This is a genomic window from Methylorubrum aminovorans, assembly GCF_022179725.1.
Classification (GTDB): domain Bacteria; phylum Pseudomonadota; class Alphaproteobacteria; order Rhizobiales; family Beijerinckiaceae; genus Methylobacterium; species Methylobacterium aminovorans.
Genome location: NZ_BPRC01000043.1, coordinates 1 through 26,139 on the forward strand (window position 1 = coordinate 1; position 26,139 = coordinate 26,139).

Consider the following 26,139-nt stretch of genomic DNA (forward strand, 5'->3'; position numbering starts at 1 on the left):
CGATCAACGGCTCCAACTCACCCCACTGTGCGTCTGACAGCATCACGTCTCCTCATTCGAAACCGAGAAAACGCCAAAATTCGCAATCCGTTCAGGCGACGACAGGCCCTAATCCTGGCCGTCGTGCTCGTTCTGATCTTCTGAGGTCACGCCTGCGAAATCAGCCGAGTCGGCCTCCATGGCCTCTTACGAGACTTGTGGAAGGGGCGGGGTCCATGCCGGCTGCCTGCGATGGCCCAGTGATACCACGGTGCTGTGCGGGGTGATGAAATGCCCTAATTGCTAAAAGGGATGGTAGCGTAGCCTTCCTCAGGCAAAGGTCACACGTTCGAATCGTGTCGGCTGCGCAAGGGAGGGATGGAGGGGCCGCTCGAGGGCCGGGAGTATGTCCGCGGACGCGATGCAGGCGGGCAGATGCGCCGCGCATGCGCCGAGGTTCTCACCGTCCACCACTGTGTCCAATCCCAGGGCTTGATGGCATAGACATTACGCCTACGAGGGGCATCCAGGGCTGGCCCGTCTCAGCGCGCGGACGTGATCCGTGCGTTAGCGCCCATGCGTGGCGCCGCAGGCTGCAAGTGTCCGCGCCGCTTCCGAATCGTCGCCGTTCAGGTCCGGCGTCCTCCGATTCTTGACCTCCAGATCGAGGGACGGCGGCGGGCAGCTGCAAAGGACTTTGCCGATCCGGAGGCGGGACGGCTCAAGGGTGCGTGCAGGAAACCGGTGAGCCCAGAGCGCAAGGCATGCAATAGTGCTTCCGGACGTGGGACTTCGAGCTTCCAATAAGACGGCTGGAGGGAACGGCATGCCTCGCAACATCCTGATTCTGGGCGCCTCGTACGGGTCGTTACTCGCCACGAAGTTGCTGATGGCGGGTCACAACGTGACCCTCGTCTGCCGCCGGAAGACGGCGGACTTGATCAACCGTGAGGGAACGGAGGTTCGCCTCACGTTGCGTGGGGAGGCCGACTCCCGGGCCATCCGGTCGCGCGATCTTCCGGGAACCGTGGACGCGGCTGCGCCGGAGCAGGTCGATGTCTCCCGCTACGACTTGGCCGTCCTCGCCATGCAGGAGCCGCAGTACACCAACCACACGATCCGTGTGCTGATGATCAAGATCGCCACGGCACGGCTCCCTTGCCTCTCCCTCATGAACATGCCGCCTCTGCCGTATCTCAAGCGCATCCCGGCGCTTGCGGAGATGGATTTGGAGGCGGCCTACACCAATGCGGGCGTTTGGGATCGGTTCGAGCCAGGATTGGTGTCGCTCTGCTCTCCCGATCCGCAGGCCTTTCGTCCGCCCGACGAGGGTGCGAACGTCCTCCAGGTCGGGCTGCCGACGAACTTCAAGGCCGCGCCCTTCGCTGATGAGGCGCACACCCGGATTCTCCGAGAGCTGGAGGCCGACATCGATGCCGTACGGCTCGACGGCCAGGATGTGCCGGTCAAGCTGAAGGTGTTCGACTCTCTGTTTGTGCCGCTCGCAAAATGGTCGATGCTGCTGACAGGGAATTATCGCTGCATCACGCCGGACAAGATGCAGTCGATCCGTGACGCCGTGCACACCGATCTGGCGCGTTCACGCGCCATCTACGAACACGTCGATGCCGTCGCCCGGCGCCTGGGGGCCGATCCGAGAGACCAAGTGCCGTTCGAGAAATATGCCAAAGCCGCCGAGAGCCTCCTCAAGCCCTCATCCGCTGCGCGCGCCGTCGCGAACGGCGCTCCCTTCATCGAGCGGGTCGACCTATTGGTGAAGCTGATCGCGCATCAGCTTGGCACACCTCACGCCGAGATCGACCAGACGGTCCAAACGGTTGACCGCAAGCTCGACGAGCGCATCGTCGTGAGCTGATCGGGCGCAGTCGGACTCTGGGATCTTCGGATCCCCGTTAGGTCGCAGAGGCCGAGCTGGTTTCGTCGATCCAAGCCCACCGACTATCTCCGACCCTGCCTCCTGGATATGCGCGGAGCGTCGCCCGCTCCGGCTTCCGCCACCGGCTCCCGCAGTTGCCCGGGCACGTGTCCGAGCGGACGAGGCGATCCAGGGGGCAATTTTGGTCGCATGCTGTCGACGCCGCGATGGTCCTGTCTGATACGTCATCCGTTTGATCGCCCCGGTCTCTTCGCTGTCATTGCGAGGCGAAGCCGGAAGTCGCGGCAATCCAGGGCTCGCCCTCTCCGAACAGGTCGCGCGCTGAATCCCTTCGGCCCCGCCTTGCGATGACGGGATGAGGCAAGGCGCAAGGTGATCGACCGAAGCGGTCTGATTTCGATCAATGTGATCCTCGATGTGATGAGCTTTCCTATCGAGGGATCGACGAGGCCTTCGACCGAGAAGGCGGCCAGGATGTGCGCTGATGCCGCCGCAATTTATATAGTAACACGTACATTCAACATCAGTATTTGAGTGGATTGTCGAATAGGCGGAAGGGAGAAAAATTTGGCCGGCGCTCGGGGAGGCGAATTCATGTAGTAGGCCGTGCGGCTTGCTTGAGAATGCCCCCGAGTTCCAACGACCGTAGCTGAAGCGATCGATCCGCGTTTCATCGTCTTCAAGGTTTGCGGCCGACGCCCAGCGCTCGAGCGCCTTGATCGTCGCGGCCCGCTTCGTCGGATTCATCGCAAAGCCATCCTTCGCCCATCTTGCGAATCGAGTGTCAGGAATGTTGGCCGACCACCTCCCCAGCGCACTCGATCTGGCCCGAAGCCAATTCGCCTTCACGGTCGTCTGGCATTTTCTGTTTCCGGCCTTCACCATCGGCCTGGCTAGCTTTCTCGCTGTGTTGGAGGCGTTCTGGCTCACGACCGGACGGGCGGTCTATCTCGATACCTACCGGTACTGGCTCAAGATCTTCGCCGTCGCGTTCGCCATGGGCGTCGTCTCGGGTCTCGTCATGAGCTACCAGTTCGGCACCAACTGGTCGGTCTTCTCCGACAAGACAGCTCCGATCCTCGGCCCTCTTCTGGGCTACGAGGTTTTGACGGCCTTCTTCCTGGAGGCGGGCTTTCTCGGTGTGATGTTGTTTGGTCTGGAGCGCGTGGGCCCGCGCCTTCATTTCCTGGCCACCTGCCTCGTCGCGGTGGGCACGCTGACCTCGGCTTTCTGGATCCTGTCGGCCAATTCCTGGATGCAGACGCCGGCGGGCTACGTGCTCGACGCCAACGGCCATTTCGCGCCCCAGGATTGGTGGGCGGCGATCTTCAACCCGTCCTTCCCCTTCCGCTTCGCCCACACCGTCACCGCCGCCTACCTGACCACGGCGATGATCGTCGGCGCGGTGGGGGCGTGGCACCTGTTGCGCGACCGGTCGAATCCGCGTGCCCGTCTGATGTTCTCGATGGCGATGTGGATGGCCGCCGTCGTCGCCCCCGTGCAACTCGTCCTCGGCGACCTGCATGGGACCAACACCTACCACTATCAGCCCGCCAAGGTCGCGGCGATGGAGGGCCATTTCGAGAGCGAGCGGCGCGCGCCCTCGATCCTGTTCGGCTGGCCCGACGCGCAGGCCGAGACGACGCGCTGGGCGATCGGCATTCCGGGGCTCGCGAGCTTGTATCTCGCTCACGACCTGAACGCCGAGGTGCGCGGGCTGAAATCACTGCCCCGTGACACCTGGCCGACGAACCTGCCTCTGGTGTTCTGGTCCTTCCGGGTCATGGTCGGGCTTGGCTTCCTGATGATCGCGCTGGGAATGGCCTCGCTCTATCTGCGCTGGAAAGGACGGCTCTACAGCTCACGATGGCTGCAGCGCTGCGCGGTCGCGATGGGTCCGTCAGGCCTCGTGGCCGTCACGGCGGGCTGGGTCGTAACGGAGGCCGGGCGTCAGCCCTTCACGGTCTACGGGCTGCTGCGCACTTCCGACAGCGTCTCACCCATTGCCGCCCCCGCCGTCGCGGCCTCGCTCGCGGCCTTCGCCGTGGTCTACTTCGTCGTGTTCGGGGCCGGCATCTGGTACCTCCTCCACCTCTTCAATCAGCCGCCGCGGCCGCACGAGGCGGGTGTGCCCACCGGCCGGCCGGTCCGCACCGCCGGCATCACCCCGGCCCCGGCGATCGCGGCCGGCCCGAATGCCCAGCCGGCCGAGTGAAGGACGGGTCTTCCATGTCTCTCGACCTCACGTTGATCTGGGCCGTCCTGATCGCCACGGCGGTGTTCCTCTACGTTGCGATGGACGGGTTCGATCTCGGCATCGGCATCCTGTTCCCGGCCGTGCCGGCCAAGGCCGACCGGGACGTGATGGTGAACTCCGTCGCGCCCGTATGGGATGGCAACGAGACCTGGCTGATCCTCGGCGGCGGCGGCCTCTTCGCGGTCTTCCCGCTGGCCTACGTGACGATCCTGCCGGCGCTCTACATGCCGCTGATCCTGATGCTGCTCGCCCTCGTGTTCCGCGGCGTCGCCTTCGAGATGCGCTTCCGCATGGTGACAGTTCGGGGGCAGCTCTGGTGGGACCGCGCCTTCTCCTGGGGCAGCTACGTGGCGGCCTTCTGCCAGGGCATCGCGCTCGGCGCCCTCGCCCAGGGCATCCGCGTCAACGGCCGCGCCTATGCCGGGGGCTGGTGGGACTGGCTCACCCCGTTCTCCCTGCTGACCGGCGTGGCGCTGGTGGTGGGCTACGGGCTCCTTGGGGCATGCTGGCTCATCTGGAAGACGGGGGGCGAGTTGCAGATCCGCGCCTACCGCCTCGCCCGCCCTCTCGGCCTGGCGACCCTGGTCCTGATCGCCATCGTTTCGCTCACGATGCTGATCCTCAGCGCTCCCTTCCGCGAGCGCTGGCTTTCCTTCCCCGGCATTCTCGTCGGGGTGCCGGTGCCCGTGCTCGTCGGGCTGCTGGCGCTGCGCTTCCAGCGTGCCCTGGAGCGGCGGGAGGAACTCATGCCCTTCCTCTGCGCGCTCGGCTTCTTCCTGCTCTCCTATATCGGTCTCGGCATCAGCCTCTGGCCGATGATCGTGCCGCCGGACATCACGATCTGGGCGGCGGCCACGCATCCGAGCAGCCAAGCCTTTCTCCTCGCCGGTGCGGCGGTGCTGATCCCGATGGTGCTCGGCTACACGGCCTACGTCTACTGGCTGTTCCGCGGCAAGGTCACACCGGAATCCGGGTATCACTGATGGGTGCCCGGCGGCCGGCAACGGGACCTGCCTTCGTGCCCAACGCCGCACGCCTCCGCATGGCGGCGATGACCGGCAAACTTGGCCGGATCGGCTGGTTCGTTCTGCTCTGGGCGATGAGTGTGGTGAGCCTGACGCTCGTCGCCCTGCCGCTTCGATGGCTGCTGAAACCGTCTTGATCGGCGGCTCCATCACGGCCGTGGCCGGCTCGGTTCCTGTGCCCGTCCGCAGCCTCCTGGATCGATGGACAGATCCTGACCGTCTCGGGTGGAGGTTTGCAGGAACGGGATTGATCGCCATCAAGGAGCCGGCGCGCCGGTATCGACTATACTCTGTGCCGACACTCGTATCGGCGGCAGCGCCGCCGCTGTCGCCCGCGATGTCCAGAGTTTCGGCGGTGCGATCGTCTGCGGCTTCGCTCGGTCGAAGGTGAGCGCCGACCGCGACATCGCCATCGTGAATTGAGTATCGTCAAAGAGCTGATCTTCGGCAAATTCCGGCCGGCGCAATACACGGACCTAAGAGAAGGATCGGTTCAAAGCTCGCGCCGATCCGCTCTCGTCTTTCGAGCTGCGTTGAGGGTGCCCGGACGATCGACGTCGAGCGAAACTTTCCATGGCATAATCTAACATTGCATAGCTCAGATACAATCATCCTGTGACAGCAATAAATGGCCGCGTTGTGCGGTATTTCGCCGATCAATCAATCATCACGGAGGATGCGCCATGCGAGGCGTTGCCATGCTCGCTGCTGTTCCGGCCATGATTATGGGAATAAATATTTATACTGCGACGGCGGCGATGAGTCGGCCGGGCCAGATCATGACGACCCGCGACATGAACATCGAATGTCGCGGCAACGGATGGGTCGGACGCAGCGCGAGAGACTGCTGCAGCGGCCGCTGCCGGATCTTAAAATCGAAGCGATGCAAATGCATCGGCAACAAGCCGTCGTTCTGAACATCTCTTGCAGAAGCAAGCGTCGATGTTGGGACGGATGAGGCAGAGCGGGCATCCGGCGTGCCGCCTCGTATCAGGCGTTCGGGGCGGCATGGTCGGCGCCCGGGTCGGCGAAGCGGCGCAGGATGCGAGTCTGGGGGCTTTCGCCATCGCGGATGCGCGTCAGGGGCATCGGGCCAGGCAAGGCGCCGCGCCGGCCGCGCCACCCGTGACGCCCTACCAGCCCGACCCGCCGCAGGGCCGGGAAGCAAAGGGCCAAGGTATTCGGCCGTCCGTCGTGTTTCGCTTGGCGATCCCCCGGAGGTGGAGGTGACGGTGTCCGGCCGGTTCACGCTCCGGGTCGGGTGGGCCGCCGCGACGCTCTGCACCGCCTGCCTGCCCGCGGTTTCGACGGCGTTCGCGCAGGGGCAGGGCCAGCCGGCTGGCCCGCCCGTCGTCGGCGTCGTCACGGCCCGCAAGGAGCCGATCACGCAGACGGAGCAGTTCATCGGCCGCATCGAAGCGAAGCAACGCGTCGATATCGTCGCGCGGGTGACGGCGTTCATCGAGAAGCGGCTCTTCGTCGAGGGCGCCGACGTCCAGGAAGGCACGCTCCTCTACCTTCTCGAGAAGGGACCGTTCCAGGCGGCCGTGGACGCTCAACGGGCGCAGATCGCGCAAGTCGAAGCGCAGTTGGGCAACGCCCGTCTCACGACGCAACGGGCGAGAACTCTGCTCGGCGGACCGGCTGGGCAGCAATCGACCTATGACGCGGCCCTCGCGAACGAGCGCGCCCTGGAGGCACAGCTCCAGGCCGCCCAGGCCCAGCTCGACACGGCGCAGATCAATCTCGGCTACACGGAGATCCGGGCGCCGATCACGGGCCAGATCGGGCGCACCGCCCTCACGATCGGCAACGTGGTCGGGCCGGGCTCCGGTGTGCTGACGACGATCGTCAGCCAGGACCCGATGTTCGTGACGTTTCCGGTGCCGGTGCACGAGGCCATCACTCTGCGGGCGCGCTACACGCCGCTCGGTGGGTTCGGCGCCGTCGTGATCCGGGCGCAACTGCCCAACGGCCGCCTCTACGGTCACACCGGCAAGCTCGATTTCGTCAACAACACCATCGCGACGAACACGGATACGATCCTGCTTCGCGGCGTGCTGCCCAATCCTCCGATCTTCGATCGGACGCACGACTCCATCACCGTTCGCGAACTTCTGGACGGCGAGTTCGTGACCGTGTTCCTCGAAGGCGCCGAGCCGGTCGAGGTGGTTGCGATCCCCCGAGCCGCCGTCCTGGCCGATCAGCAGGGCAGCTACGTCTACGTGATCGGACCCGAGAACAGGGCCGAGCAGCGTCGGATTCAACTCGGCCAGTCGAGCACGACGCTCGCGGCGGTGACGAGCGGTCTCAAGGTCGGGGAGCAGGTGATCGCCGAGGGTCTACAGCGGGTCCGCGCGGGTGAGGCGGTCTCGCCCGAGCCCGCCGACACTACTCTTCAGAGGTTCATGCGGAACTCGGCCGCGAGGGATGGCCGGGCCGCCCCGGCATCCCCCGATGGTTCGAGTCGCCGACGCTAGGTCATTGATGTTGCATCGTCTTTTTCCGAAGGCCGGCAGCCACCTTTCGGGGCGATGCTCTAAGGCAACCGAGCCCGAGGCGTGGCATGATCTCGTCGATCTTCGTGGACCGCCCCCGTCTCGCACTCGTCATCGCGCTGATCATCACGATCGCCGGCGGGCTGGCACTGCTGCGGATCCCGGTCGCGCAGTTTCCGGACATCGTGCCGCCGCAGGTGAGCGTGTCGGGGACGTATCCGGGAGCCTCCGCCGAGGTCGTCGAGGCGAGCGTCGCCCAACCGCTCGAGGCGCAGGTCATCGGTGTCGACCGCATGATCTATATGAAGTCCGCGAGCGCCAATGACGGCAGCTACAGCCTGGCGGTGAGTTTCGAACTCGGCTCCGACCCGGACATCAACACGGTCAGCGTCAACAACCGGGTCCAGTCGGCCCTGTCTCAGCTCCCGTCCGAGGTGCAGTTGCAGGGGCTCAAGGTGCAGAAGAAGTCGTCCGCGATTCTGCTGTTCGCTGTCCTCTACAGCGAGACGGGCGCGCAGGACCCGCTCTTCATCACGAACTACGCCATCATCAACGTGCTCGATGAGATCTCGCGCACGGCCGGAGTAGGCCAAGCCAACCTGTTTGCGCGGATGAACTACTCCATGCGCATCTGGTTCGACACGCAGCGCCTGACGAGCCTGACGCTCGCGCCCTCGGACGTCGTGGATGCGATACGGGCGCAAAGCGTGCAGGCACCGGTCGGCCGCATCGGCGCGCCGCCGATCACCAACGAGCAGCAGATTCAGATGAATGTGCAGACGCAGGGTCGATTGTCGACGCCTGCGCAGTTCGGCGCGATCGTCCTGCGGACGAATCCCGACGGCTCCGTGGTTCGGATCCGCGATGTCGCCAGGGTGGAACTCAGCGCGCAGAGCTTCGACAGCGAATCCCGGCTCGATGGCCGCCCCGGCGTCCCCGTCGCCATCTACCTCGTGCCGGGCGCCAACGCGGTGCGGACCGCAACCGCCGTGAAGGCCACCCTGGACCGGCTCTCGGCGCGCTTCCCGGCCGGATTGCGATACGCGGTCGTGCACGATTCCACGACCTTCGTGAAAGACACCATCTCCGAGGTGCTGCGGACGCTGGCCGAGGCTTTCGTCCTCGTCGTCCTCGTCGTGTTCCTGTTCCTCGGCAATCTGCGCGCGACGGTGATCCCTGCGATCGCCGTGCCGGTGAGCCTTATCGGCACCTTCGCGGTGCTCCTCGTGCTCGGCTACTCGGCCAACACCGTCTCGCTCCTGGCGATGGTCCTCGCCATCGGCATCGTGGTCGACGACGCCATCGTCGTGGTCGAGAATGTCGAGCGGGTGATGGAGGAGCATCCGGAGTTGTCGCCGGCCGAGGCGACGAAGCTCGCCATGACCCAGATCACGGCGCCCATCATCGCCATCACCCTCGTCCTCCTGTCCGTCTTCGTTCCGATCGCCTTCATCCCGGGCGTGTCGGGAACGCTGTTCCGGCAGTTCGCCGTCACGATCAGCGCCGCGATGGTGATCTCGGCGATCAATGCGCTGACCCTTTCGCCCGCGCTCTGCGGGGTCTTCCTGCGCCCCACGCGCGCTCGGCGCGGCATCATGGGCCGGGTGCTCGGCGGAATCGACTGGGTCCGGGACCGCTATGCGTCGGGCGTCCGTCGGCTTGTTCGCGTGTCCGCCCTGTCGCTCGCGCTGGTGCTGCTGTTCGCCGGCGGCATCTTCGGCCTCTCGCGAATCACACCGGTCGGCTTCCTCCCGGAAGAGGATCAAGGCGCCTTCTTCGTCTCGGTCCGATTGCCCGACGGCGCCTCCGTGGCCCGCACGAGTGCCGTAGCGGCCGAGGTCGAGGGGCTTTTGAAGGATATGCCCGGCGTCAACCAAGTGCTTTCGGTCATCGGTTTCTCGCTCCTGGACGGGGCGGCCGAGCCGAATTCCGCGTTCCTGGTCGCGCAGCTCAAGCCCTTCGCCGATCGCACAAGTGCCGCTGAATCCGCCCAGGCCCTGATCGGGCGCACGTATGCGGCGGCCGCCAAGATCGGGCAGGCGACGGTCCTGCCCTTCAACCTTCCGCCCATCGTCGGTCTTTCGACGAGCGGCGGCTTCGAATACGTGCTCGAAGCGCGAGAGGGCCAGGACTCGGCGACGATCGACGCGGTCGTCCGCGGCCTCGTTGCCGAGGCGAACCGCGACCCGCAGCTCGCCCGCGTATTCTCCACCTTCACGGCATCGAATCCCTCGATCTTCCTCGACATCGACCGCACCAAGGCACAGGTGCTCGGGCTGGCGATGAGCGACGTGTTCAGTTCGCTGCAAGCCACGCTCGGCGGGGTCTACGTCAACAATTTCAACCTCTACGGCCGCACATGGCAGGTGAACGTCGAGGGCGAAGCGGAGAACCGGGGCGACATTCGCGATATCTGGAACATCTATGTCCGCGGCGCCTCGGGCCAGATGGTGCCGCTGCGGTCGGTTGCGAGCGATCACATCGTGCTCGGACCGCAGGTGCTCACTCGCTACAACAATTTCCGCGCCGTGAGCGTGAACGGCAGCCCGGCGCCCAGCATCTCCTCCGGCGCCGCGATGGCCGCGATGGAGCAGATCTCCAACCGGACCTTGCCGGACGGCTACAGCTACGAGTGGACCGGGACCGCCTACCAGGAGCAGCAGGCATCCGGGCAGACCTGGATCGTCCTCGGCCTCGCCTTCCTGTTCGCCTACCTGTTCCTCGTCGCCCTCTACGAGAGCTGGGCGATTCCCATTCCGGTCCTTCTGTCCGTCGTGGTCGGCGCCTTCGGCTCTTACCTTGCCGTCAAGCTCGCCGGCCTCTCGCTCGATCTCTACAGCGAGATCGGTCTCGTGGTGTTGATCGCGCTCGCGGCCAAGAACGGCATCCTGATCGTCGAGTTCGCGAAGGATCAGCGGGAGGCGGGCGTGCCGATCCGGGAGGCCGCGATCCGCGGCGCCGAGCAACGGTTCCGCGCCGTGATGATGACCTCCATCGCCTTCATCCTCGGCCTCGTCCCCCTCGTGATCGCCACCGGCGCGGCCCAGATCAGCCGTCGCGACGTCGGCACCGCGGTCTTCGGCGGGATGATCGCCGCGAGCTCGATCGGCATCTTCCTCGTGCCGATGCTCTACGTCACGGTCCAGACCCTGCGCGAGCGCGTGAGACAGGGGAAGGCGAGGCAGGGGCAGCCCGCCTGACCGGTGGTCCGGACGGCGGCGGGCGAGGGGAGGGGGCGCGGATGAAGCCGGCAGATCAACCCGCTCCGCCCTGGCAGCAGGCACGCTTCGTCGCCGTCGCCCTGATCGTCGGTGCCCTGACAGGCGTGTTCGGCGGCCTCTTCCACCTCGCCATCGACAGGATCATCGATTGGCCTGCATGGCTCGCCGGCCATACCGGGGGCTGGCGGTTGATCGCGGCGAGCGCCGCCATCACCATGGCGGCCACGGTCTTTGCCGTGTTCATCACCCGGCGCTTCGCCCCGGAAGCAAGCGGGAGCGGGGTTCCGGAGATCGAGGGAGCCATCGCCGGCATCCGGCATGTACACTGGGAGCGCGTGCTGCCGGTTAAGTTCGTCGCCGGCATCGCGGCGATCGGCTCGGGCCTGGTTCTTGGCCGCGAGGGGCCGACCATTCACATGGGCGGCTCGGCGGCGCTCGCGGCGTCCGAGATGTTCCGGATGCGAGACGTCGATCGGCGGGCTCTGCTCGCGGCCGGCGCGGGGGCGGGTCTCGCCTGCGCCTTCAATGCCCCGATGGCGGCCGTGCTGTTCGTCATCGAGGAAACGCGCAAGCAGTTCCCCTACAGCTTTCGGAACTACATGGGGGTGTTCGCTGCGGCGATCACCGGAACCGCGGTAACCCAGATGATCTCGGGCGCGCGGCCGGACCTGCCGCTCTCCGCCGGGCCGGCGGACCTGGCTTCGTTGCCGGCCTTCGCCGTTCTGGGCATCCTCCTGGGTGCGGTGGGCGTGCTGTTCAATCGATGCATTCTGGCGATGCTGGACATCGCCGCCGTATGGCAGAAGCATGTCCCGTATGTCTGGCCTGCCCTGGTCGGGCTGCTCGTGGGCGCCCTGCTGATCCTCGCGCCGCGCACCGCGACGGGCGGGGAACAGGTCATTTCACACATCGCCGTTCTGACCCCGAGTGCGGGCGTGCTCCTGATCCTGGCGGTCGCCCGGCTGTTCACGTCGGTCGTCTGTTATTCCGTGGGCACGCCGGGTGGCATTTTCGCGCCGATCCTGTCGCTGGCGACCTGCATCGGCTTAGCCTTCGGCCTGTTCGCCCAGATGGTGTTCCCCGAGGTCTTGTCCGGCATCGGGGTGACGCCCGTTTCCTTTGCCATCGTGGCGATGGCCGCGCTCTTCAGCGCAACCGTGCACGCACCGGCCGTGGGCGTGGTGTTGGTGCTCGAACTCACGACCCACTATGCGCTCGTCCTGCCCATGCTGACGGCCTGCCTGGCGGCCAGCCTCGTGGCCCAATGGCTCGGCGGCCGTCCGATTTATGGACAGATGCTGGAGCGCGCCCTTGCCCGGGCCGGCCGGGGGCCGGGCAACGACTCGGAGATCGGTCTGGCGGCCGCCCCAGACCGTGCGGCGAACTGAGGCTAGCCGCGAGGCGAGCGATGGCTCCGGCGCCGGACGCTCCGCGCCCGATCGTGTCTGATCCCCGGAACACGTGAGGCCGGAACACCGGGAGGAGCGTGAGCCATGTCCAGCGTCACTGAGGGTCAGGGCCGGCTCACGCGCGCAGCGAGCTTCATCTTCCTCCATACGGAGCACGCGATCTATGCGGCGCTCGGCGCCCTGCTCGCTCTGACCGCACTCGTCGCGCTGATCGATGCCGCCGGGCTGACATGGGAAGCCTTTCGCACCTTGGGGGGCACCGATCAGATCCTCGAAGTCGTAGACCGGCTGCTGTTCCTGCTGATGCTCATCGAAATCCTGCACACGGTGCGGGTGTCAATGCGCTCGGGCAGGCTGACCTGCGAGCCGTTCCTGATCGTCGGCCTCATCGCCTCGATCCGGCGTGTCCTCGTGATCACTCTGCAATCCTCGGAAATCACCCATGCCAAGGATTGGTCCCCGGAAAAACAAGCGCTGTTCCAGGCGTCGATGATCGAACTCGCGGTTCTGGCCGGTCTGATCCTGACCATGGTGTTTGCGATCTTCGTGCTCCATCGCGCGCGCGACGACGGCAAGCCGGCGGGTGAGGAAGCGCAGGAACAGGCCGGTCCTTGACCGGTACCGCGGCCGAGCTCGATTCGCGGATCGAAAGCCCGCACGGGCCGTCGTTGGGCTAAAACGCGGATCAGGCGTTGAGATTGATCAAGGCTTCCTGCAGCCGTCCCCTGCGAACGTCGAGCGCCAATCCCCGATGAATGCCAATCCTGATGTGAATCCGCCATCGGCGCCCCCGGTCGAGCACACGCCGATCCTCGATGCCCGCACGCGGCTGCGGCTCGGGCGACAGTTGGAAGCGTTGTATGAGCCCGTGCTCGACGAGGTGCTCGATCCGCGTTTGGCGGAGCTGCTGCAGCAGTTAGAGCGCGATCAGCGGCAGGTCCGAGGCGAGTAAGTGTCTCTCACAAAACTCCCGCTGCGCTGTCCTCGCCAGAGCGAGAACGGTCGGTGACCGGGAGTTTTGTGAGGCACTCTAATTGCTCAACCGGCGGCCCGAGTCGGACCTCATCCCGACGAAGCCGATACCGGATGGGCAAGAGCGTGCGCGTCGAAACAGGGGCCTGAGGACTCCGCCCCGGCGCCAGCGAGTTGGATGCGGATCTCGTATCGCGTCCGCCCCGACACCCCGCCCACTCAAGCACCGTCGAGACGACCCTTGATGAAGGCCCCCGCCGCGGCCAGCGAGCGCCGACCCTCCGCGACCTCCTGGTAGAAGAGGTGCCAAGCATGGATCATGGCCGACCAGATCTCGAGATACACCGAGACGTCCGCGGCTCCCGCACGGGCGGCCAGCCGAACCGCGTCGTCGAGGAGGGTCTCGGCCGAGCCGACTTGGATCAGCATCGGCGGCAATCCGGCCAGGTCGGCGTAGATCGGCGAGACGAGCGCGCCGCGCGCATCGGCGCCGTTCAGGTAGAGGCTCGCCAGTTCGGACAGATAGGCCCGGCTCAGCAGCGGGTCGACGGCGGCCTTGGTCTCCAGGCTGGCACCGGTCAGGGCGAGGTCGGTCCAGGGTGAACTGAGCCAAAGACAACCCGGCAGCGGCCATCCCGCCTCCCGCAGCGAAAGGGCCGTCGCCAGCGCGAGACCGCCTCCCGCGCTCTCCCCCGCAAGCGCGATCCGTGCCGGCGCGATGCCGGCATCGAGCAGAAACCGGTATCCGGCCAGAGCATCCTCGAGAGCGGCCGGAAACGGATGCTCGGGCGCGAGCCGGTAGTCGAGCGCCAGGGTGCGCGCGCCGGCCTCGCGCCCGGCCTGCGCGACCATGTGGCGATGACTCGTCAGGGAGCCGGAGACGTAGCCGCCCCCGTGCAGGAACAGCACGACACGGTCGCCCCGGGCCGCGGGCGTGCTCGTCCATTCCGCGGGCACGCCGTGCGCGTCGACCGGTTCGACGACCACGTCCGGCGGCAGACCGTAGCCGGCCCCGAGACCATCGATCCGCGCGCGCCGTGCGGCGAGATCTGCGGGCCTCGGATGGGCGGCGAGGCGGGCCCGGATCGCATCGATTTCGGACGACGGCATCGCGCTCCGATCCGGTTGTCCGAAAGGCCTCTCCGGACGAGGCCGGGGCACGCCTTCCGTGGGGTCGCGCGAGGAGTTTTGCACGCGGGCGCGGCTTTGAAAATGACGCCGGCGGGCCCTTCCGGGCGGCCTTGCGGCGCGAGGCTCCGGAAAGACGCCCGATACCCGGCGCAAACGAGGGCCGTCGTGAGCGGAGCCATTGGTGAGAGGCAGTTCGCAAAGCCGCGCCTGCAGGCCGGCCGGGCTGGCGCCAGAGAGGGGCGCTGTGCCTCGTTCCGCGGCGACGATGGGGCGCTTCCCTGCTACGAGGCGTGCTTGACCTCCCTTCCTGAAACGAGCGGGTGAGACGAATGAAGGATGCAAGCGCCCTCGCGCCGTACGCGCATCACGTTCTGGACGAGGCGGAGATCGCGGGGCTGCCGAATCGCTACCGGGGTAAGGTTCGCGACAACTACGATCTGGCCGACGGCCGCCGGATCCTCATCACCACCGATCGGATCAGCGCCTTCGATCGCCCGCTGGCCGCCATTCCCTTCAAGGGGCAGGTGCTGACGCAAACCGCCCGCTACTGGTTCGAGCGGACCGCCGACATCTGTCCGAACCACGTGCTCGCCTATCCGGACCCGAACGTCGTCGTCGGGCGCCGCCTCGACATCCTGCCGGTGGAGGTCGTGGTGCGGGGCTATCTGGCGGGGACGACCTCCACCTCGATCCTCACCCGCTATCAGCGCGGCGAGCGCGAGATGTACGGCCATCGTTTTCCCGACGGCCTGCGCGCGTATGAGCGTCTGGCGGAAGCGGTCATCACGCCGACGACGAAGGCCGCGGATGGGGGGCACGATGAGCCGCTCAGCGAGGCGGCGATCCTGGAACAGGGTCTGCTGACGGCCGCGCAATGGCAGATCGTCTCCGAAGCGGCGCTGGCGCTCTTCGCCCGCGGGCAGGCACTCGCCGCCGAGCGCGGCCTCATCCTCGCCGACACGAAGTACGAGTTCGGAACCGACCCCGACGGGCGGATCGTGCTCGCCGACGAGATCCATACCCCGGACAGCAGCCGCTACTGGTTCGCGGAAAGCTATCCCGAGCGGCTCGCGGCCGGGACGGCGCCCGAGAGCTTCGACAAGGACTATGTCCGCAACTGGGTCGTGGCGCGCTGCGATCCCTACCGCGATCCGATTCCCGAGATCCCGCCCGAGGTCGTGCTCGGGGCTGCGGCGGTCTACATCCGCGCCTACGAGACCATCACGCAGGAGACCTTCGTCCTGCCCGATCCGACCGAAGTGCCGATCGAGCGCATCCGGCGCAATCTCGAGGCGTATCTGCGCGGCGACGGCGCGAACGGGTCGATCTGAGCCTTCGAGCGCTCGCGCGCCGGCGTCTTTTCGCGCGGCAACGGCCGCGGTGGGGCTCCGGCGCCGGCGCGGACGTCGGCGCTGCGAACCCGATCCGAGCCGGGCTCGACACGATCGATCACGCGCTCGCGTTTGCCGCGATCGCCGCCGCTCGCGTCAGCGTTCGAGAGGCGGCGTCGTAACGGTAGACGAGGATCTCGGCCGTGCCGATGTTCACGTCCTCGATGTGCCTGGGCTCGATGCGGTCGAGGCGCATGAGCAGCGATCGCAGCGAGTTGCCGTGGGCGACGACGAGCACGCAGCCGCCGCTTTCAACGCGAGGGGCGATGGCGCGCTCGAAGTACGGCCAGAGGCGCGCGCCCGTCATCGCCAGGCTCTCGCCGCCGGGCGGCACCGCATCGTAGGATTTCCGCCAGGTACGGACCTGCTCGACCCCGAACTGGGCGCGCGCCTCCGTCTTGTTGAGGCCCGCCAGCGCTCCGTAGTCCCGCTCGTTCAGGGCCGCATCCGCGTGCACCGGTAGATCGGTTTGACCCAGCGCATCGAGGATCAGCGCGAGGGTATGTTGAGCCCGCCGGAGCCGGCTCGTGAACGCCTCGTCGAAGCGGTATCCGAGCGACCGGAGCATTTCGCCCGCCTTGGTGGCCTCCTCGACGCCTCGGGGCGTCAGGGCTGGATCCCGCAATCCGGAAAACAGCTCCCGCTCGTTGTCCTCGCTCTGGCCGTGCCGCACGAGCACGAGAGTGTGTTTGTTGCTGTCCATGTCCATCCGCTCGCCGAAGCGAGCTATCGCGTCCCGAACAGGCTCGCAACATCGCTCCCGCCTCGGCGCATCGCACCTCGATGGGCAGATCGGGATGGAGGCCGCGGCCTTTCGTTCCCGCGGCGAGCCGAAGTCGTCGATGCGCGTTGTCCGTCGGGCCTTGCGAGGGGGCTGCGATGCCAGACAGCGGCCAGACAGCGGAGGGTGTGACGCGGCGATGCCAACGGTGTTTCTCGATTGCGACGGGGTCCTGGCCGACTTCGATCGTGGGGCCACCCGCGTGCTCGGGATGTCGCCGGAGGCATTCCAGGGTCGGTTCGGCCTGAAGGAGTTCTGGAACAGGCTGGCGGCCGCGCCGGACTTCTTCGCGGACCTCGATCCGATGCCGGATGCGCGGGAACTCTACGAGGCGGTCGAGGCCTGCCGGCCCGTCATCCTCACCGGCCTGCCGCGGGGGAACTGGGCCGAGCCGCAGAAGCGGCGCTGGGCGGAGCGTCACTTCCCCGGTGTGGCGATGATCACGACGACCGCCGCCCTGAAGCGCGAGCATTGCCGTCCCGGTGATGCGCTGGTCGACGATTGGACCACGCACCGGCATCGCTGGGAGGAGGCCGGCGGCGTCTTCATCCATCATCGGAACGCAGCCTCGTCGATCGAGGCCCTGCGCGCCCACGGCTTCATTTGACCGCGGCCGCCGCCTTGGGTCCGGCACGTGGGCCGATGCACCTTGAGCCGACGCGCCTTAGTGTCTCTCACAAAACTCCCGCTGCGCTGTCCTCGCCAGAGCGAGAACGGTCGGTGACCGGGAGTTTCGTGAGGCACTCGTAAGCCGGCCTGTCTTGTGCCATGTCCGACCCGATGCGATCGGGCCGGACATCGCTCTGAGCGATGACGAGTTTTCGCTGCGCTCAACCGCACATGCGGCGGTAGCGCCGGCAATTGCCCTGACCTTCCTCGCCGTAGATGTCCTTGTTCTCGCAACGATCGCGAAGGTCCCGGCACATGCGGCGGTAGCGGCGCTCGTCGCGCTCTTCGCGATAGCCACGGCCATCATCAATTTCCACGCCGCCGGGACCGATCCGGAACCCCTGAGCATGGCTCGGAACTTCGAGGATCATCAGTGTGCCGAGGGCGGCCGCCGCGACGAGAACCTTACGTATGGACATTCGTCCTCTCCCCTAAACTGCTAAACCGGGGAGACAAACGCGCAATCACAGAAAAGGGTTCAGACGTCGGCGCCGTTCGACCTGCGGTCCGACATGTTCGTCTCTCGCGTAAAAAATGCGCCCGCTGCGCCGGCGCCGATGAGGCCTGTCGGCTTGCCCTGGTGCTGCCGAGCGGGGCCAGCGTGGCGGCCGCCGGGTCTGTTGTCGGCAACAAAGGGTCTGGAACGACAGCTTTTCGCGGGCGCAAGCTCTTGCGGAAGCTTTGCTTTGCAGCATAGGCTTCAGGCAAAATTCCTCGGGGGAGGATCCGGTCGTTCCCGATGTGCCGCGCACACCGGAATCGCCGGTGCGGGCATGCCCGTTTGAGAGGGGACAATGAGCGACCGGTCGAGTGGCGCTGAGGCGGTGCGTGCGCACTCGCGCATACCGCAGAACGTAGTGGCCGGCCTCGGCCTCGTGCTGCTCGGGGTGTTCGGCGTCTGGGCCACGGGTGATCTGCCGCGCGGCACCCTCGGTGCGATGGGCCCCGGCATGCTGCCGCACTGGGTCGCGATCGGCGTGGCCGCTAGCGGGGTCGTGCTGGCCGTGACGGGCTTGGTCCGCGGCGGCGAGGGGCTTCAGACCGTCGGCCTGCGCGGTCCGGTCGTCGTCGTCCTCGCCATCCTCGCCTTCGCGGCGACGATCCGGCCCGCCACCCTCGGCCCCATCACCACGCCGGGCCTCGGCCTGATCGTTGCCGGTCCCCTCGCGGTCATCCTCGCGGGTTATGCCAGCCCCGAAGCGCGGTTCCGCGAGCTTCTGATCCTGGCGCTGCTCCTCACGGCCGGGTGCATGCTGCTGTTCGGCGATCTGCTCAACCTGCCGATTCCGCTCTTTCCCACCGCCTTCGTCGAGGCCATGAGCGGAACGATTCCCTCGCGGGTGCTGCTGCGTCTGATGGCCGGGGCACTCGCCCTGGCGGGGCTGGGTCTGCTCGTCCTGCAGCGCCGGTCCGCCCGTCGGGGTGAGACCGACGTCGCCCGGCACTCGATGACCGCCTGATCGGAAGCGCAAGCCCGTGCCGGATCTCCTCTCCAATCTCGGTCTCGGCTTCGCCGTCGCGCTGAGCCTGCAGAACCTGCTGCTCTGCTTCCTCGGCTGCCTCGTCGGCACGCTGATCGGCGTGCTGCCCGGCGTCGGACCGATCGCCACCATCGCCATGCTGCTGCCGATCACCTTCGGCCTCGACCCGGTCGGCGCGCTGATCATGCTCGCCGGCATCTATTACGGGGCGCAGTACGGCGGCTCGACCACCGCGATCCTCGTCAACATCCCCGGCGAGGCGACCTCGGTCGTCACCACGCTGGACGGGCACCAGATGGCGCGGCAGGGCCGGGCCGGCATCGCGCTCGGCACGGCCGCGATCGCCTCGTTCTTCGCCGGCACCGTCGCCACGCTGCTGATCGCGGCGCTCGGCGCGCCGCTGACCCGCCTCGCGCTGATCTTCGGGCCGGCGGAATACTTCGCCCTGATGGTCATGGGGCTGGCCTTCGCCGTCGTCCTCGCCCACGGCTCCGTGCTCAAGGCCGTGGCCATGATCCTGGTCGGCATCCTGTTCGCCTGCGTCGGCACCGACCTCGAGACCGGCGAGGAACGGATGACCTTCGGCCTCACCTTCCTGACCGACGGCATCGACTTCTCCGTGCTGGCGATGGGCCTGTTCGGGGTGGCCGAGATCCTGCGCAACCTCGACCAGACCGAGACGCGGGAGATCGCGCGGGCGCGCATCGGCCGCCTTCTGCCGAGCCTGGCCGATCTGCGGCAGGCGCTGCCCTCGACCCTGCGCGGCACCGCGATCGGGGCGACACTCGGCATCCTGCCCGGCAATGGCGCCGTCCTCGGGCCCTTTGCCGCCTACACCGTCGAGAAGCGCATCGCCCGCGATCCGAGCCGCTTCGGCCGCGGCGCCATCGAGGGCGTCGCCGGCCCGGAGAGCGCCAACAATGCGGGCGCGCAGACGGCCTTCATCCCGCTCCTCACCCTCGGCATTCCGCCCAACGCCGTGATGGCGCTGATGGTCGGTGCGATGACGATCCACGGCATCGTTCCGGGGCCCGGCGTGATGACCAAGAGCCCCAACCTGTTCTGGGGCATGATCGCCTCGATGTGGATCGGCAACCTGATGCTGCTGGTCATCAACCTGCCGCTGGTCGGCATCTGGGTGCGCCTCCTGAAGGTGCCCTACCGGCTGATGTTCCCCGCGATCCTGATGTTCTGCTCGATCGGCATCTACTCGATCAATTCATTGCCGACCGACGTGATGCTGATCGCGGCCTTCGGAATCTTCGGCTACGCGCTGATCAAGTTCGGCTTCGAGCCCGCGCCGCTCCTGCTGGGCTTCGTGCTGGGCAAGCTGATGGAGGAGTACCTGCGGCGCGCCCTCACCCTGTCGCGCGGCGACGCCATGGTCTTCCTCGAGCGTCCGGTCAGCGCAGTGCTGTTCCTCGTCGCCTTCACCATTCTGGCGCTGGCGCTGCTGCCGTCGCTGCGGCGAAGCCGCGATGAGGTCTTCACGGAAGCCTGAGCGGCGAAAGACCGAGAGGCTCCAGAGTCACCGACGAGACAAGAAACAGGAAGGTATGAGGAAACCATGAGAACGGCTCTTGCGATCAGTCTCCTGTCGGTGCTCGCCGCCTTCGGGGCCGCCGCGGACACCTACCCTCAGCGCCCGATCACCATGGTGGTGCCCTTCGCGGCCGGCGGCCCGACCGACGTCGTCGCGCGCATCGTCGCCGAGCCGATGTCGCGGGTGCTGGGCCAGCAGGTCGTCATCGAGAACGTGACGGGCGCCGGCGGCACGACCGGGATCACGCGGGCCTCGCAGGCCGCGCCCGACGGCTACACCATCATGATGGGCCATATGGGCACGCACGGCGCGGCGCCGGCCCTGTTCAAGGGCCTGAAATACGACCCCGCCAAGAGCTTCGACCCGATCGGCCTCGCCGCCGGCACGCCGATCGTCATCGTCGCCAAGAAATCCATGGCGGCTCCTGACCTGAAGGGCTTCGTCGAGGCCCTCAAGAGCGGCGGCGCCTCAGTCAACCAAGCCCATGCTGGCGTCGGCTCCGTCTCGCACTCGACGGGCATCCTGTTCAACTCGCTCATCAGCGCCAAGCCGACGCTGGTCGTCTATCGCGGCACCGGGCCGGCGCTGAACGACCTGGTGGCGGGGCAGGTCGATTTCATGACCGACCAGATCGTCAACGTCGCCCCGCAGATCACCGGCGGCACGATCAAGGCCTACGCGATCGCGACCCCCGAGCGCTCCCCGAGCCTGCCCGATGTGCCGACCACGAAGGAGGCGGGCCTGCCCGATTATCAGGTCAGCGCCTGGAACGCTGTCTTCGCACCGAAGGGCCTGCCGGCCGATGTCCGGGCCAAGCTCGTTTCCGCCCTCGATACCGCGCTCAAGGATCCGGGCGCCAAGAAGCGTATCCTCGAACTCGGTGGCACGGTGCCGAAGGAGGCCGAGGCCGGACCCGACGCGCTGCAGAAGCTCGTCGAGAGCGAGGTCGCCCGCTGGACGCCCGTCCTCCGGTCCGCCGCCGAGGGCAACCCCTGATACGCCTTCGAGGGCCGGTCCCGGGCGGGTTGCCGATGGGACCGGCCTTCGGCGAACGTCGCTGCGTGACCCGCAGCGATCCGGCATCCCTTCGCCGGAGAAGCCCATCGAGCCGGCGATCCCCTTAGTGTCTCTCACAAAACGCCCGCCGCGCTGTCCTCACCAGAACGAGAACCGTCGGTGACCGGGAGTTTTGTGAGGCACTTTTAGCGATGCGACCGGTCTGACCGAACATCCTCATCGTCCTGTGAGACCACGGTGCGAACGCTGGCGTTCGCACCGCCGCGACGGGCTGGGGCAGCGAAAGCGCGCGAAACGTGGACACCTATCTCAGTTCCTCCTTCCTGCTGTCCCTTCTCCAGATCATCTGGATCGACATCCTCCTGTCGGGCGACAACGCCGTGGTCATCGCCCTGGCCTGCCGAGGGCTGCCCGAGCGGCAGCGGCGGATCGGCGTGTATGTCGGCGCCCTGGTCGCGGCGCTTCTGCGGATCGTCTTCGCCCTCATCATCTCGCAGCTTCTCGCGGTGCCGCTGCTGAAAGTCGTCGGCGGGATGATCCTGCTGCACATCGCCGTGAAGCTGGTGCGCGGCGAGGAGGAAGACGAGAGCAGCATCAAGGAGCAGTCCAGCCTGCCCAAGGCCATCTGGACGATCGCCGTCGCCGACGCGGTCATGAGCTTCGACAACGTCGTCGCCGTGGCGGGGGCCGCCAAGGGGCACGATGAGCTCTTCATCATCGGCCTGGCTCTCTCCGTCCCGCTCCTCGTGGTCGGGGCGACCCTGATCACCCGCCTGATCGACCGGTTCCCGATGCTGATCTGGTTCGGGGGCGGGCTTCTCGGCTGGGTGGCGGGCGAGATGATCGTCACGGATCGGATGGTGCAGCAGCACGTGATCGAGGCCCTGCCCACCGCTCTGCAGCCCAGTCTGCATTACGTGGCGGCTGCCCTCGGCGCCGTCCTCGTCATCGGCATCGGCGCCCTCCTCAGGCGCAAATCCGATCGGGCCGTCGCGGGCGAGCAGGCCGAGGCCGTGGGCACGGCGGAGGCCGACGTCCTCGGTCACTGAGGCTATGGCGGGCTCGGCGCCCATCGGGCGGGCGGTCGGCGCCAGTAATCGGCACGATCGGCCGCCGCCGCGGCCGTGTCGTGTTGTCGCTTCGTCCACAGCCGTCCCCAGCGAAGTGTAGAGAGAGCCGGCAATCGCACGACCGGACAGGAACCGCCGACAGGCTGTGCGGTGTTCCCACAGCCCGACCCCGGACGTCGCCTGCACGGAACAGAGATGGCAAAGCCCAGGACCGCGAAGCCCCGAGACGATCAGGATGCGGGTCACGAAGCGGCTGCCGCTCCGTTGATCCCGACGGGAGCCCTGGCGATCGCCCTGCTCGGCTTGGCAGGGGCCGTGCGTCCGCTGATCCACGTGGCCCGCGACGGGCGCCGTCTCGATGAGATCGCCGCCGTTCTGCGGGCCCTGGCTCCGGAGCGGAGCGTGGCGGTCTATCCCGAATGGGATTGCTTGCCGTTCGATCGCGCCTCGCCCTCGCGCGGGGTCATGGGGGCGCGCACGGGTGTGCTGCGCTGGCTGACCGACGCCCAGGCGCAACCCGACATCCTGCTCACCACCGCTCCCGCGCTTCTTCAACGCGTGCCGCCGCCGGAGACCTGGGCGGGCGCCCATGTCGAGTTGCGCGTCGGGGATGCGCTCGATCCGGAACGGCTGACGGCGCAGTTGGCCCGGCTCGGCTACATCCTCGACGACCGGGTCGACGAGCCGGGCGAGGTGGCTTTGCGCGGGCGAACCCTCGACGTGTTCCCGGCGGCCGCGCCGCTTCCCTGCCGGATCGAGCACGACGGCGCCCGCATCACCGCGATCCGCTCCTACGATCCGGTGTCGCAGCGTTCTAAGGTCGAGACCGAGCGGCTGGTGATCGATCCCGCGACCGAGATCATCCTCGACCCGGATTCCGGCCTGTCGCTGGAACCCTTCACCGGCCAGGAGCACCGGCTGGCGCGCTTCTATCCCGAACTCGTGACGGTCCTCGACTACGTGCCCGAGGCGCGCCTCGTCGTCGAGGATGGCGTGGAGGAGCGCGCCGCCGCCTTCTTCGACCAGATCGCCGAGGGACGCGAGGCGGAAGGCCTGACCGCATTGGCCGGAAATGGGCGGACATCGAAGCCTAACCGGGAGCCGGATCTCTACCTCGCGCCCGAGGCGTGGGCGGCGCTGATCGAGGCCCGTCGCCTTGCCGCCGCAACCGGGGACGCGGCCGAGCCGGTGGTCGGGCCGGTCTTCGCCCGCGAGCGCCGTCCCGAGACAGCCTTCGCCAAAGCCGTACGCATGGCCCTCAAGGCCGGCGAGCGCGTGGTGCTCGCCGGTCCCAAGGCGCCCCTGCGCCGCCTCGTGCGGGCGGCCTCCGCCGTCGACGAGCGGACCGTCCGCCTGATCGACGGCTGGGCCGAGGTCGAGGCGGCGGAGCCCGGCGCGATGCTGGCGATCGAGGCCCCCGTCGAGGCGGGGTTCCGCGTGCCGGAGGCGGGCGCGACCGTGATCGCCGCCGCCGACCTGTTCGGGCATCTCGCCGCGGGCGTGCAGCGGCGGGCCGCCGTGCTGCCGATCGGCGAGGTCGAATTACGGGTCGGCGATGTCGCGATCGACCGCGATCACGGCCTCTGCGTGTTCGAGGGGCTGGAGACGATCCGCGCGGGCGAGGCGGACGCGGAGGACGCCCTGCGCCTGCGGTTTGCCGACGACGCGATCCTGATGGTGCCGGTCACCCAGGCCGACCGGATCTGGCGCTACGGCTCGGAGGCCGAGGCCGTGACCCTCGACCGGCTCGACGGCGGCACCTGGGCCCGGCGGCGCCTGGAGGCGGAGGCGACGCTCGCCAAGGCGGCGCGGGCAATGCTGAAGGCCGCGCAGGAGCGCCGGACCACGCGCGCGCCGCAGATCGTGCCGCCGGAGCGCGAGATGGAGCGATTCGCCGCCGGCTTCGGCTATCCCCTCACCGGCGATCAGGCGCAGGCGGTGGAGGAGACCCTGGCCGATCTCGCCGGCCCGGCGCCGATGGACCGGCTGGTCTGCGGCGATGTCGGCTTCGGCAAGACGGAGGTGGCGCTCCGCGCGGCGGCGGCGGCGGTCTTCGCCGGCCGGCAGGTCGCAGTGATGGCGCCGACCACGGTGCTGGTGCGCCAGCATGTCGAGACGTTTCGGCGGCGCTTTGCCCGATTCGGCATCAAGGTGGCGCATCTCTCGCGCCTCGTGCCTCCCGCCGAGGCCAAGCGGGTGAAGCAGGGCCTCGCCGACGGCAGCGTGCGCCTCGTCGTCGGCACCCAGGCGCTCGCCGGGCGCGGCGTCGCGTTCCACGATCTCGGGCTCGCCATCATCGACGAGGAGCAGCGCTTCGGCGCCAAGACCAAGGCGAGCCTGCGCAAGGCGGCAGGGGCGGCCCACATCCTCACCTTGAGCGCGACGCCGATCCCGCGCACGCTCCAGGCGGCGATGGTCGGCCTGCAGAGCCTGAGCGTGATCGCCACGCCCCCAGCGGTGCGCCAGCCGATCCGCACGGTCATCGCCCCGTTCGAGGAGGCGACGCTCGCCGCGGCCCTGCGGCGCGAGCATCGCCGGGGCGGCCAGAGCTTCGTGGTCTGCCCGCGCATCGAGGACATCGCGCCGATGGCGAAACGCCTGGGCGCGCTCGTGCCGGGGCTCGACGTCGTGATTGCGCATGGCGAGATGAAGCCGGCGGAGATGGACGATGCCATGGTCCGCTTCGCCGACGGCGCGGGCGACGTGCTCTTGGCCACCAGCATCATCGAGAGCGGGCTCGACGTGCCGCGGGCCAACACGATGCTGGTCTGGGATGCGGAACGCTTCGGCCTTGCGCAACTGCACCAGTTGCGCGGCCGGGTCGGGCGCGGGCAGCGGCGCGGCGTCGTCTACCTGTTCGGGCATCCGGACAAGCCGCTCAGCGCGTCCACCGAGAAGCGGCTGCGCACACTGGAGGCGCTCGACCGGCTCGGCGCGGGCTTCGCCATCTCCGCCCGCGACCTCGACCTGCGCGGGGCGGGCGATCTCGTCGGCGACGATCAGTCCGGCCACGTCAAGCTCGTCGGCCTCGGCCTCTACCAGCACCTGCTGCAACTGGCGCTGCGTGCCGCCAAGGGCGAGGCCGCCGAGGACTGGAGCCCGGAGGTGCGGATCGGCCTGAATGGCCGCGTGCCCACCGACTACATCCCCGAACCCGAAATCCGCCTCAGCCTCTACACTCGCCTGCTGCGCCTGCGCGAGGCGGCCGAGATCGACGCCCTGCGTGACGAGATCGAGGACCGTTTCGGGCCGCTGCCGGAGCCGGTGGAGGCCCTGTTCACTCTGGCCGCCCTGCGCATCGGATGCCTCACCCTCGGCATTGTCCGCCTCAGCGGCGGTCCGCAGGGCATCGCGGCGGATTTCCATCCGGACAGGACGATGCCGGTGATTCCGGTCTCCGACGACGTCACGGTGCGCGATGGGCGCATCGTGATGCGCGGGGGCAGCGAGGATGCGGTGGAGCGCGGACGGCAGGCTGCCGCCTTCCTGCGCCGCCTCGAAGAGGCGCGCGACCGGCGCGGCTGAGTGGGACCTGCAACGCATGAAGCCCTCCCGGTTGTGGAACCGGGAGGGCAGGGCTGATGAGCAGGTGCGGACCAAGCGAGCGTCGATCAGCCCGGCGCGAGTCCGAGGAGGGTTCCGAGGGGGACGACGAGGGTGAAGCCGCCGTAGAAGCCGTCCTTGGCGCGCCGCGGCGTGTAGGGGTTCCAGAACGTGTTCGGGTTGACCACGTACTGCACCACCGGCTCGAGGATCACGCCCGCGCCGACATCGAGATGCGCGTTGGCCTCGAACACG

At 67.8% G+C, this 26,139-nt stretch carries 20 protein-coding genes and 1 pseudogene; 17 read left to right on the forward strand and 4 right to left on the reverse strand.

Going from position 1 to position 26,139, the window contains the following annotated elements; all coding sequences use genetic code 11:
- Nucleotides 1-805: 805 nt before the first annotated feature.
- The 10 genes from MFF24_RS26545 to MFF24_RS26595 all read left to right on the forward strand — a co-directional run bounded on the left by MFF24_RS26545 (nt 806) and on the right by MFF24_RS26595 (nt 13,238).
- Nucleotides 806-1,855 (forward strand): ketopantoate reductase family protein, encoded by a 1,050-nt coding sequence (locus MFF24_RS26545; protein ID WP_238228940.1) that lies wholly within the window; start codon nt 806-808, stop codon nt 1,853-1,855.
- Between the two features lie 811 nt (nt 1,856-2,666).
- On the forward strand, nt 2,667-4,091 hold the full coding sequence (locus tag MFF24_RS26550) for a cytochrome ubiquinol oxidase subunit I (protein WP_238228941.1): 1,425 nt from the start codon (nt 2,667-2,669) through the stop codon (nt 4,089-4,091).
- 14 nt (nt 4,092-4,105) lie between these two features.
- Nucleotides 4,106-5,116 carry a cytochrome d ubiquinol oxidase subunit II gene (cydB, locus tag MFF24_RS26555; protein ID WP_238228942.1) on the forward strand — a complete coding sequence of 337 codons (1,011 nt, stop codon included), beginning with the start codon at nt 4,106-4,108 and terminating at the stop codon, nt 5,114-5,116.
- Nucleotides 5,117-5,151: 35 nt separating this feature from the next.
- Nucleotides 5,152-5,295 (forward strand): DUF2474 family protein, encoded by a 144-nt coding sequence (locus tag MFF24_RS26560; RefSeq protein ID WP_238228943.1) that lies wholly within the window; start codon nt 5,152-5,154, stop codon nt 5,293-5,295.
- Between the two features lie 546 nt (nt 5,296-5,841).
- Nucleotides 5,842-6,075, forward strand: coding sequence for a hypothetical protein (locus tag MFF24_RS26570; protein WP_133091206.1), 234 nt, complete (start codon nt 5,842-5,844; stop codon nt 6,073-6,075).
- Between the two features lie 309 nt (nt 6,076-6,384).
- Nucleotides 6,385-7,638: an efflux RND transporter periplasmic adaptor subunit gene (locus MFF24_RS26575; protein WP_238228944.1), complete on the forward strand. Its 1,254-nt coding sequence runs from the start codon at nt 6,385-6,387 to the stop codon at nt 7,636-7,638.
- Nucleotides 7,639-7,724: 86 nt separating this feature from the next.
- Nucleotides 7,725-10,856, forward strand: coding sequence for an efflux RND transporter permease subunit (locus MFF24_RS26580; RefSeq protein ID WP_238228945.1), 3,132 nt, complete (start codon nt 7,725-7,727; stop codon nt 10,854-10,856).
- Between the two features lie 41 nt (nt 10,857-10,897).
- A complete protein-coding gene (clcA, locus tag MFF24_RS26585) occupies nt 10,898-12,265 on the forward strand; it encodes a H(+)/Cl(-) exchange transporter ClcA (protein WP_238228946.1) in 1,368 nt (455 codons plus the stop codon).
- A gap of 105 nt (nt 12,266-12,370) precedes the next feature.
- Nucleotides 12,371-12,901 carry a phosphate-starvation-inducible PsiE family protein gene (locus MFF24_RS26590; protein ID WP_238228947.1) on the forward strand — a complete coding sequence of 177 codons (531 nt, stop codon included), beginning with the start codon at nt 12,371-12,373 and terminating at the stop codon, nt 12,899-12,901.
- 136 nt (nt 12,902-13,037) lie between these two features.
- Nucleotides 13,038-13,238 carry a hypothetical protein gene (locus MFF24_RS26595; protein ID WP_133091260.1) on the forward strand — a complete coding sequence of 67 codons (201 nt, stop codon included), beginning with the start codon at nt 13,038-13,040 and terminating at the stop codon, nt 13,236-13,238.
- Nucleotides 13,239-13,477: 239 nt separating this feature from the next.
- On the opposite strand, the gene MFF24_RS26600 is transcribed toward MFF24_RS26595, so the two are convergent.
- The gene (locus MFF24_RS26600) at nt 13,478-14,368 is read right to left on the reverse strand and encodes an alpha/beta hydrolase (protein WP_238228948.1); all 891 of its coding nucleotides are present in this window, start codon (nt 14,366-14,368) and stop codon (nt 13,478-13,480) included.
- 350 nt (nt 14,369-14,718) lie between these two features.
- On the opposite strand from MFF24_RS26600, the gene MFF24_RS26605 reads away from it, so the two are divergent.
- The gene (locus MFF24_RS26605; protein ID WP_238228949.1) at nt 14,719-15,720 is read left to right on the forward strand and encodes a phosphoribosylaminoimidazolesuccinocarboxamide synthase; all 1,002 of its coding nucleotides are present in this window, start codon (nt 14,719-14,721) and stop codon (nt 15,718-15,720) included.
- A 118-nt stretch (nt 15,721-15,838) separates the two neighbouring features.
- Here MFF24_RS26605 and MFF24_RS26610 read toward each other — a convergent pair whose 3' ends face one another.
- A complete protein-coding gene (locus MFF24_RS26610; protein ID WP_133091198.1) occupies nt 15,839-16,483 on the reverse strand; it encodes a 2,3-bisphosphoglycerate-dependent phosphoglycerate mutase in 645 nt (214 codons plus the stop codon).
- A 217-nt stretch (nt 16,484-16,700) separates the two neighbouring features.
- Here MFF24_RS26610 and MFF24_RS26615 point away from each other — a divergent pair, with 217 nt between their 5' ends.
- Nucleotides 16,701-17,168 (forward strand): 5' nucleotidase, NT5C type, encoded by a 468-nt coding sequence (locus tag MFF24_RS26615; RefSeq protein WP_238228950.1) that lies wholly within the window; start codon nt 16,701-16,703, stop codon nt 17,166-17,168.
- 223 nt (nt 17,169-17,391) lie between these two features.
- Here the strand turns inward: MFF24_RS26615 and MFF24_RS26620 are convergent, their stop codons facing one another.
- Nucleotides 17,392-17,643 (reverse strand): hypothetical protein, encoded by a 252-nt coding sequence (locus MFF24_RS26620; protein WP_133091261.1) that lies wholly within the window; start codon nt 17,641-17,643, stop codon nt 17,392-17,394.
- Nucleotides 17,644-18,024: 381 nt separating this feature from the next.
- Between MFF24_RS26620 and MFF24_RS26625 the strand changes: the two genes are divergently transcribed.
- The 5 genes from MFF24_RS26625 to MFF24_RS26645 all read left to right on the forward strand — a co-directional run bounded on the left by MFF24_RS26625 (nt 18,025) and on the right by MFF24_RS26645 (nt 25,866).
- Nucleotides 18,025-18,690: a tripartite tricarboxylate transporter TctB family protein gene (locus tag MFF24_RS26625; RefSeq protein WP_133091200.1), complete on the forward strand. Its 666-nt coding sequence runs from the start codon at nt 18,025-18,027 to the stop codon at nt 18,688-18,690.
- A gap of 16 nt (nt 18,691-18,706) precedes the next feature.
- Nucleotides 18,707-20,212 (forward strand): tripartite tricarboxylate transporter permease, encoded by a 1,506-nt coding sequence (locus MFF24_RS26630; protein WP_108939165.1) that lies wholly within the window; start codon nt 18,707-18,709, stop codon nt 20,210-20,212.
- 66 nt (nt 20,213-20,278) lie between these two features.
- Nucleotides 20,279-21,250 carry a tripartite tricarboxylate transporter substrate-binding protein gene (locus MFF24_RS26635; RefSeq protein WP_238228951.1) on the forward strand — a complete coding sequence of 324 codons (972 nt, stop codon included), beginning with the start codon at nt 20,279-20,281 and terminating at the stop codon, nt 21,248-21,250.
- 317 nt (nt 21,251-21,567) lie between these two features.
- Nucleotides 21,568-22,320: a TerC family protein gene (locus tag MFF24_RS26640; RefSeq protein ID WP_238228952.1), complete on the forward strand. Its 753-nt coding sequence runs from the start codon at nt 21,568-21,570 to the stop codon at nt 22,318-22,320.
- Nucleotides 22,321-22,536: 216 nt separating this feature from the next.
- Nucleotides 22,537-25,866, forward strand: a complete 3,330-nt coding sequence (locus MFF24_RS26645; RefSeq protein WP_238228953.1) for a helicase-related protein — start codon at nt 22,537-22,539, stop codon at nt 25,864-25,866.
- Between the two features lie 86 nt (nt 25,867-25,952).
- On the opposite strand, the pseudogene MFF24_RS26650 reads toward MFF24_RS26645, so the two are convergent.
- Nucleotides 25,953-26,139: pseudogene (locus tag MFF24_RS26650) on the reverse strand (carbohydrate porin); the annotation flags it as partial.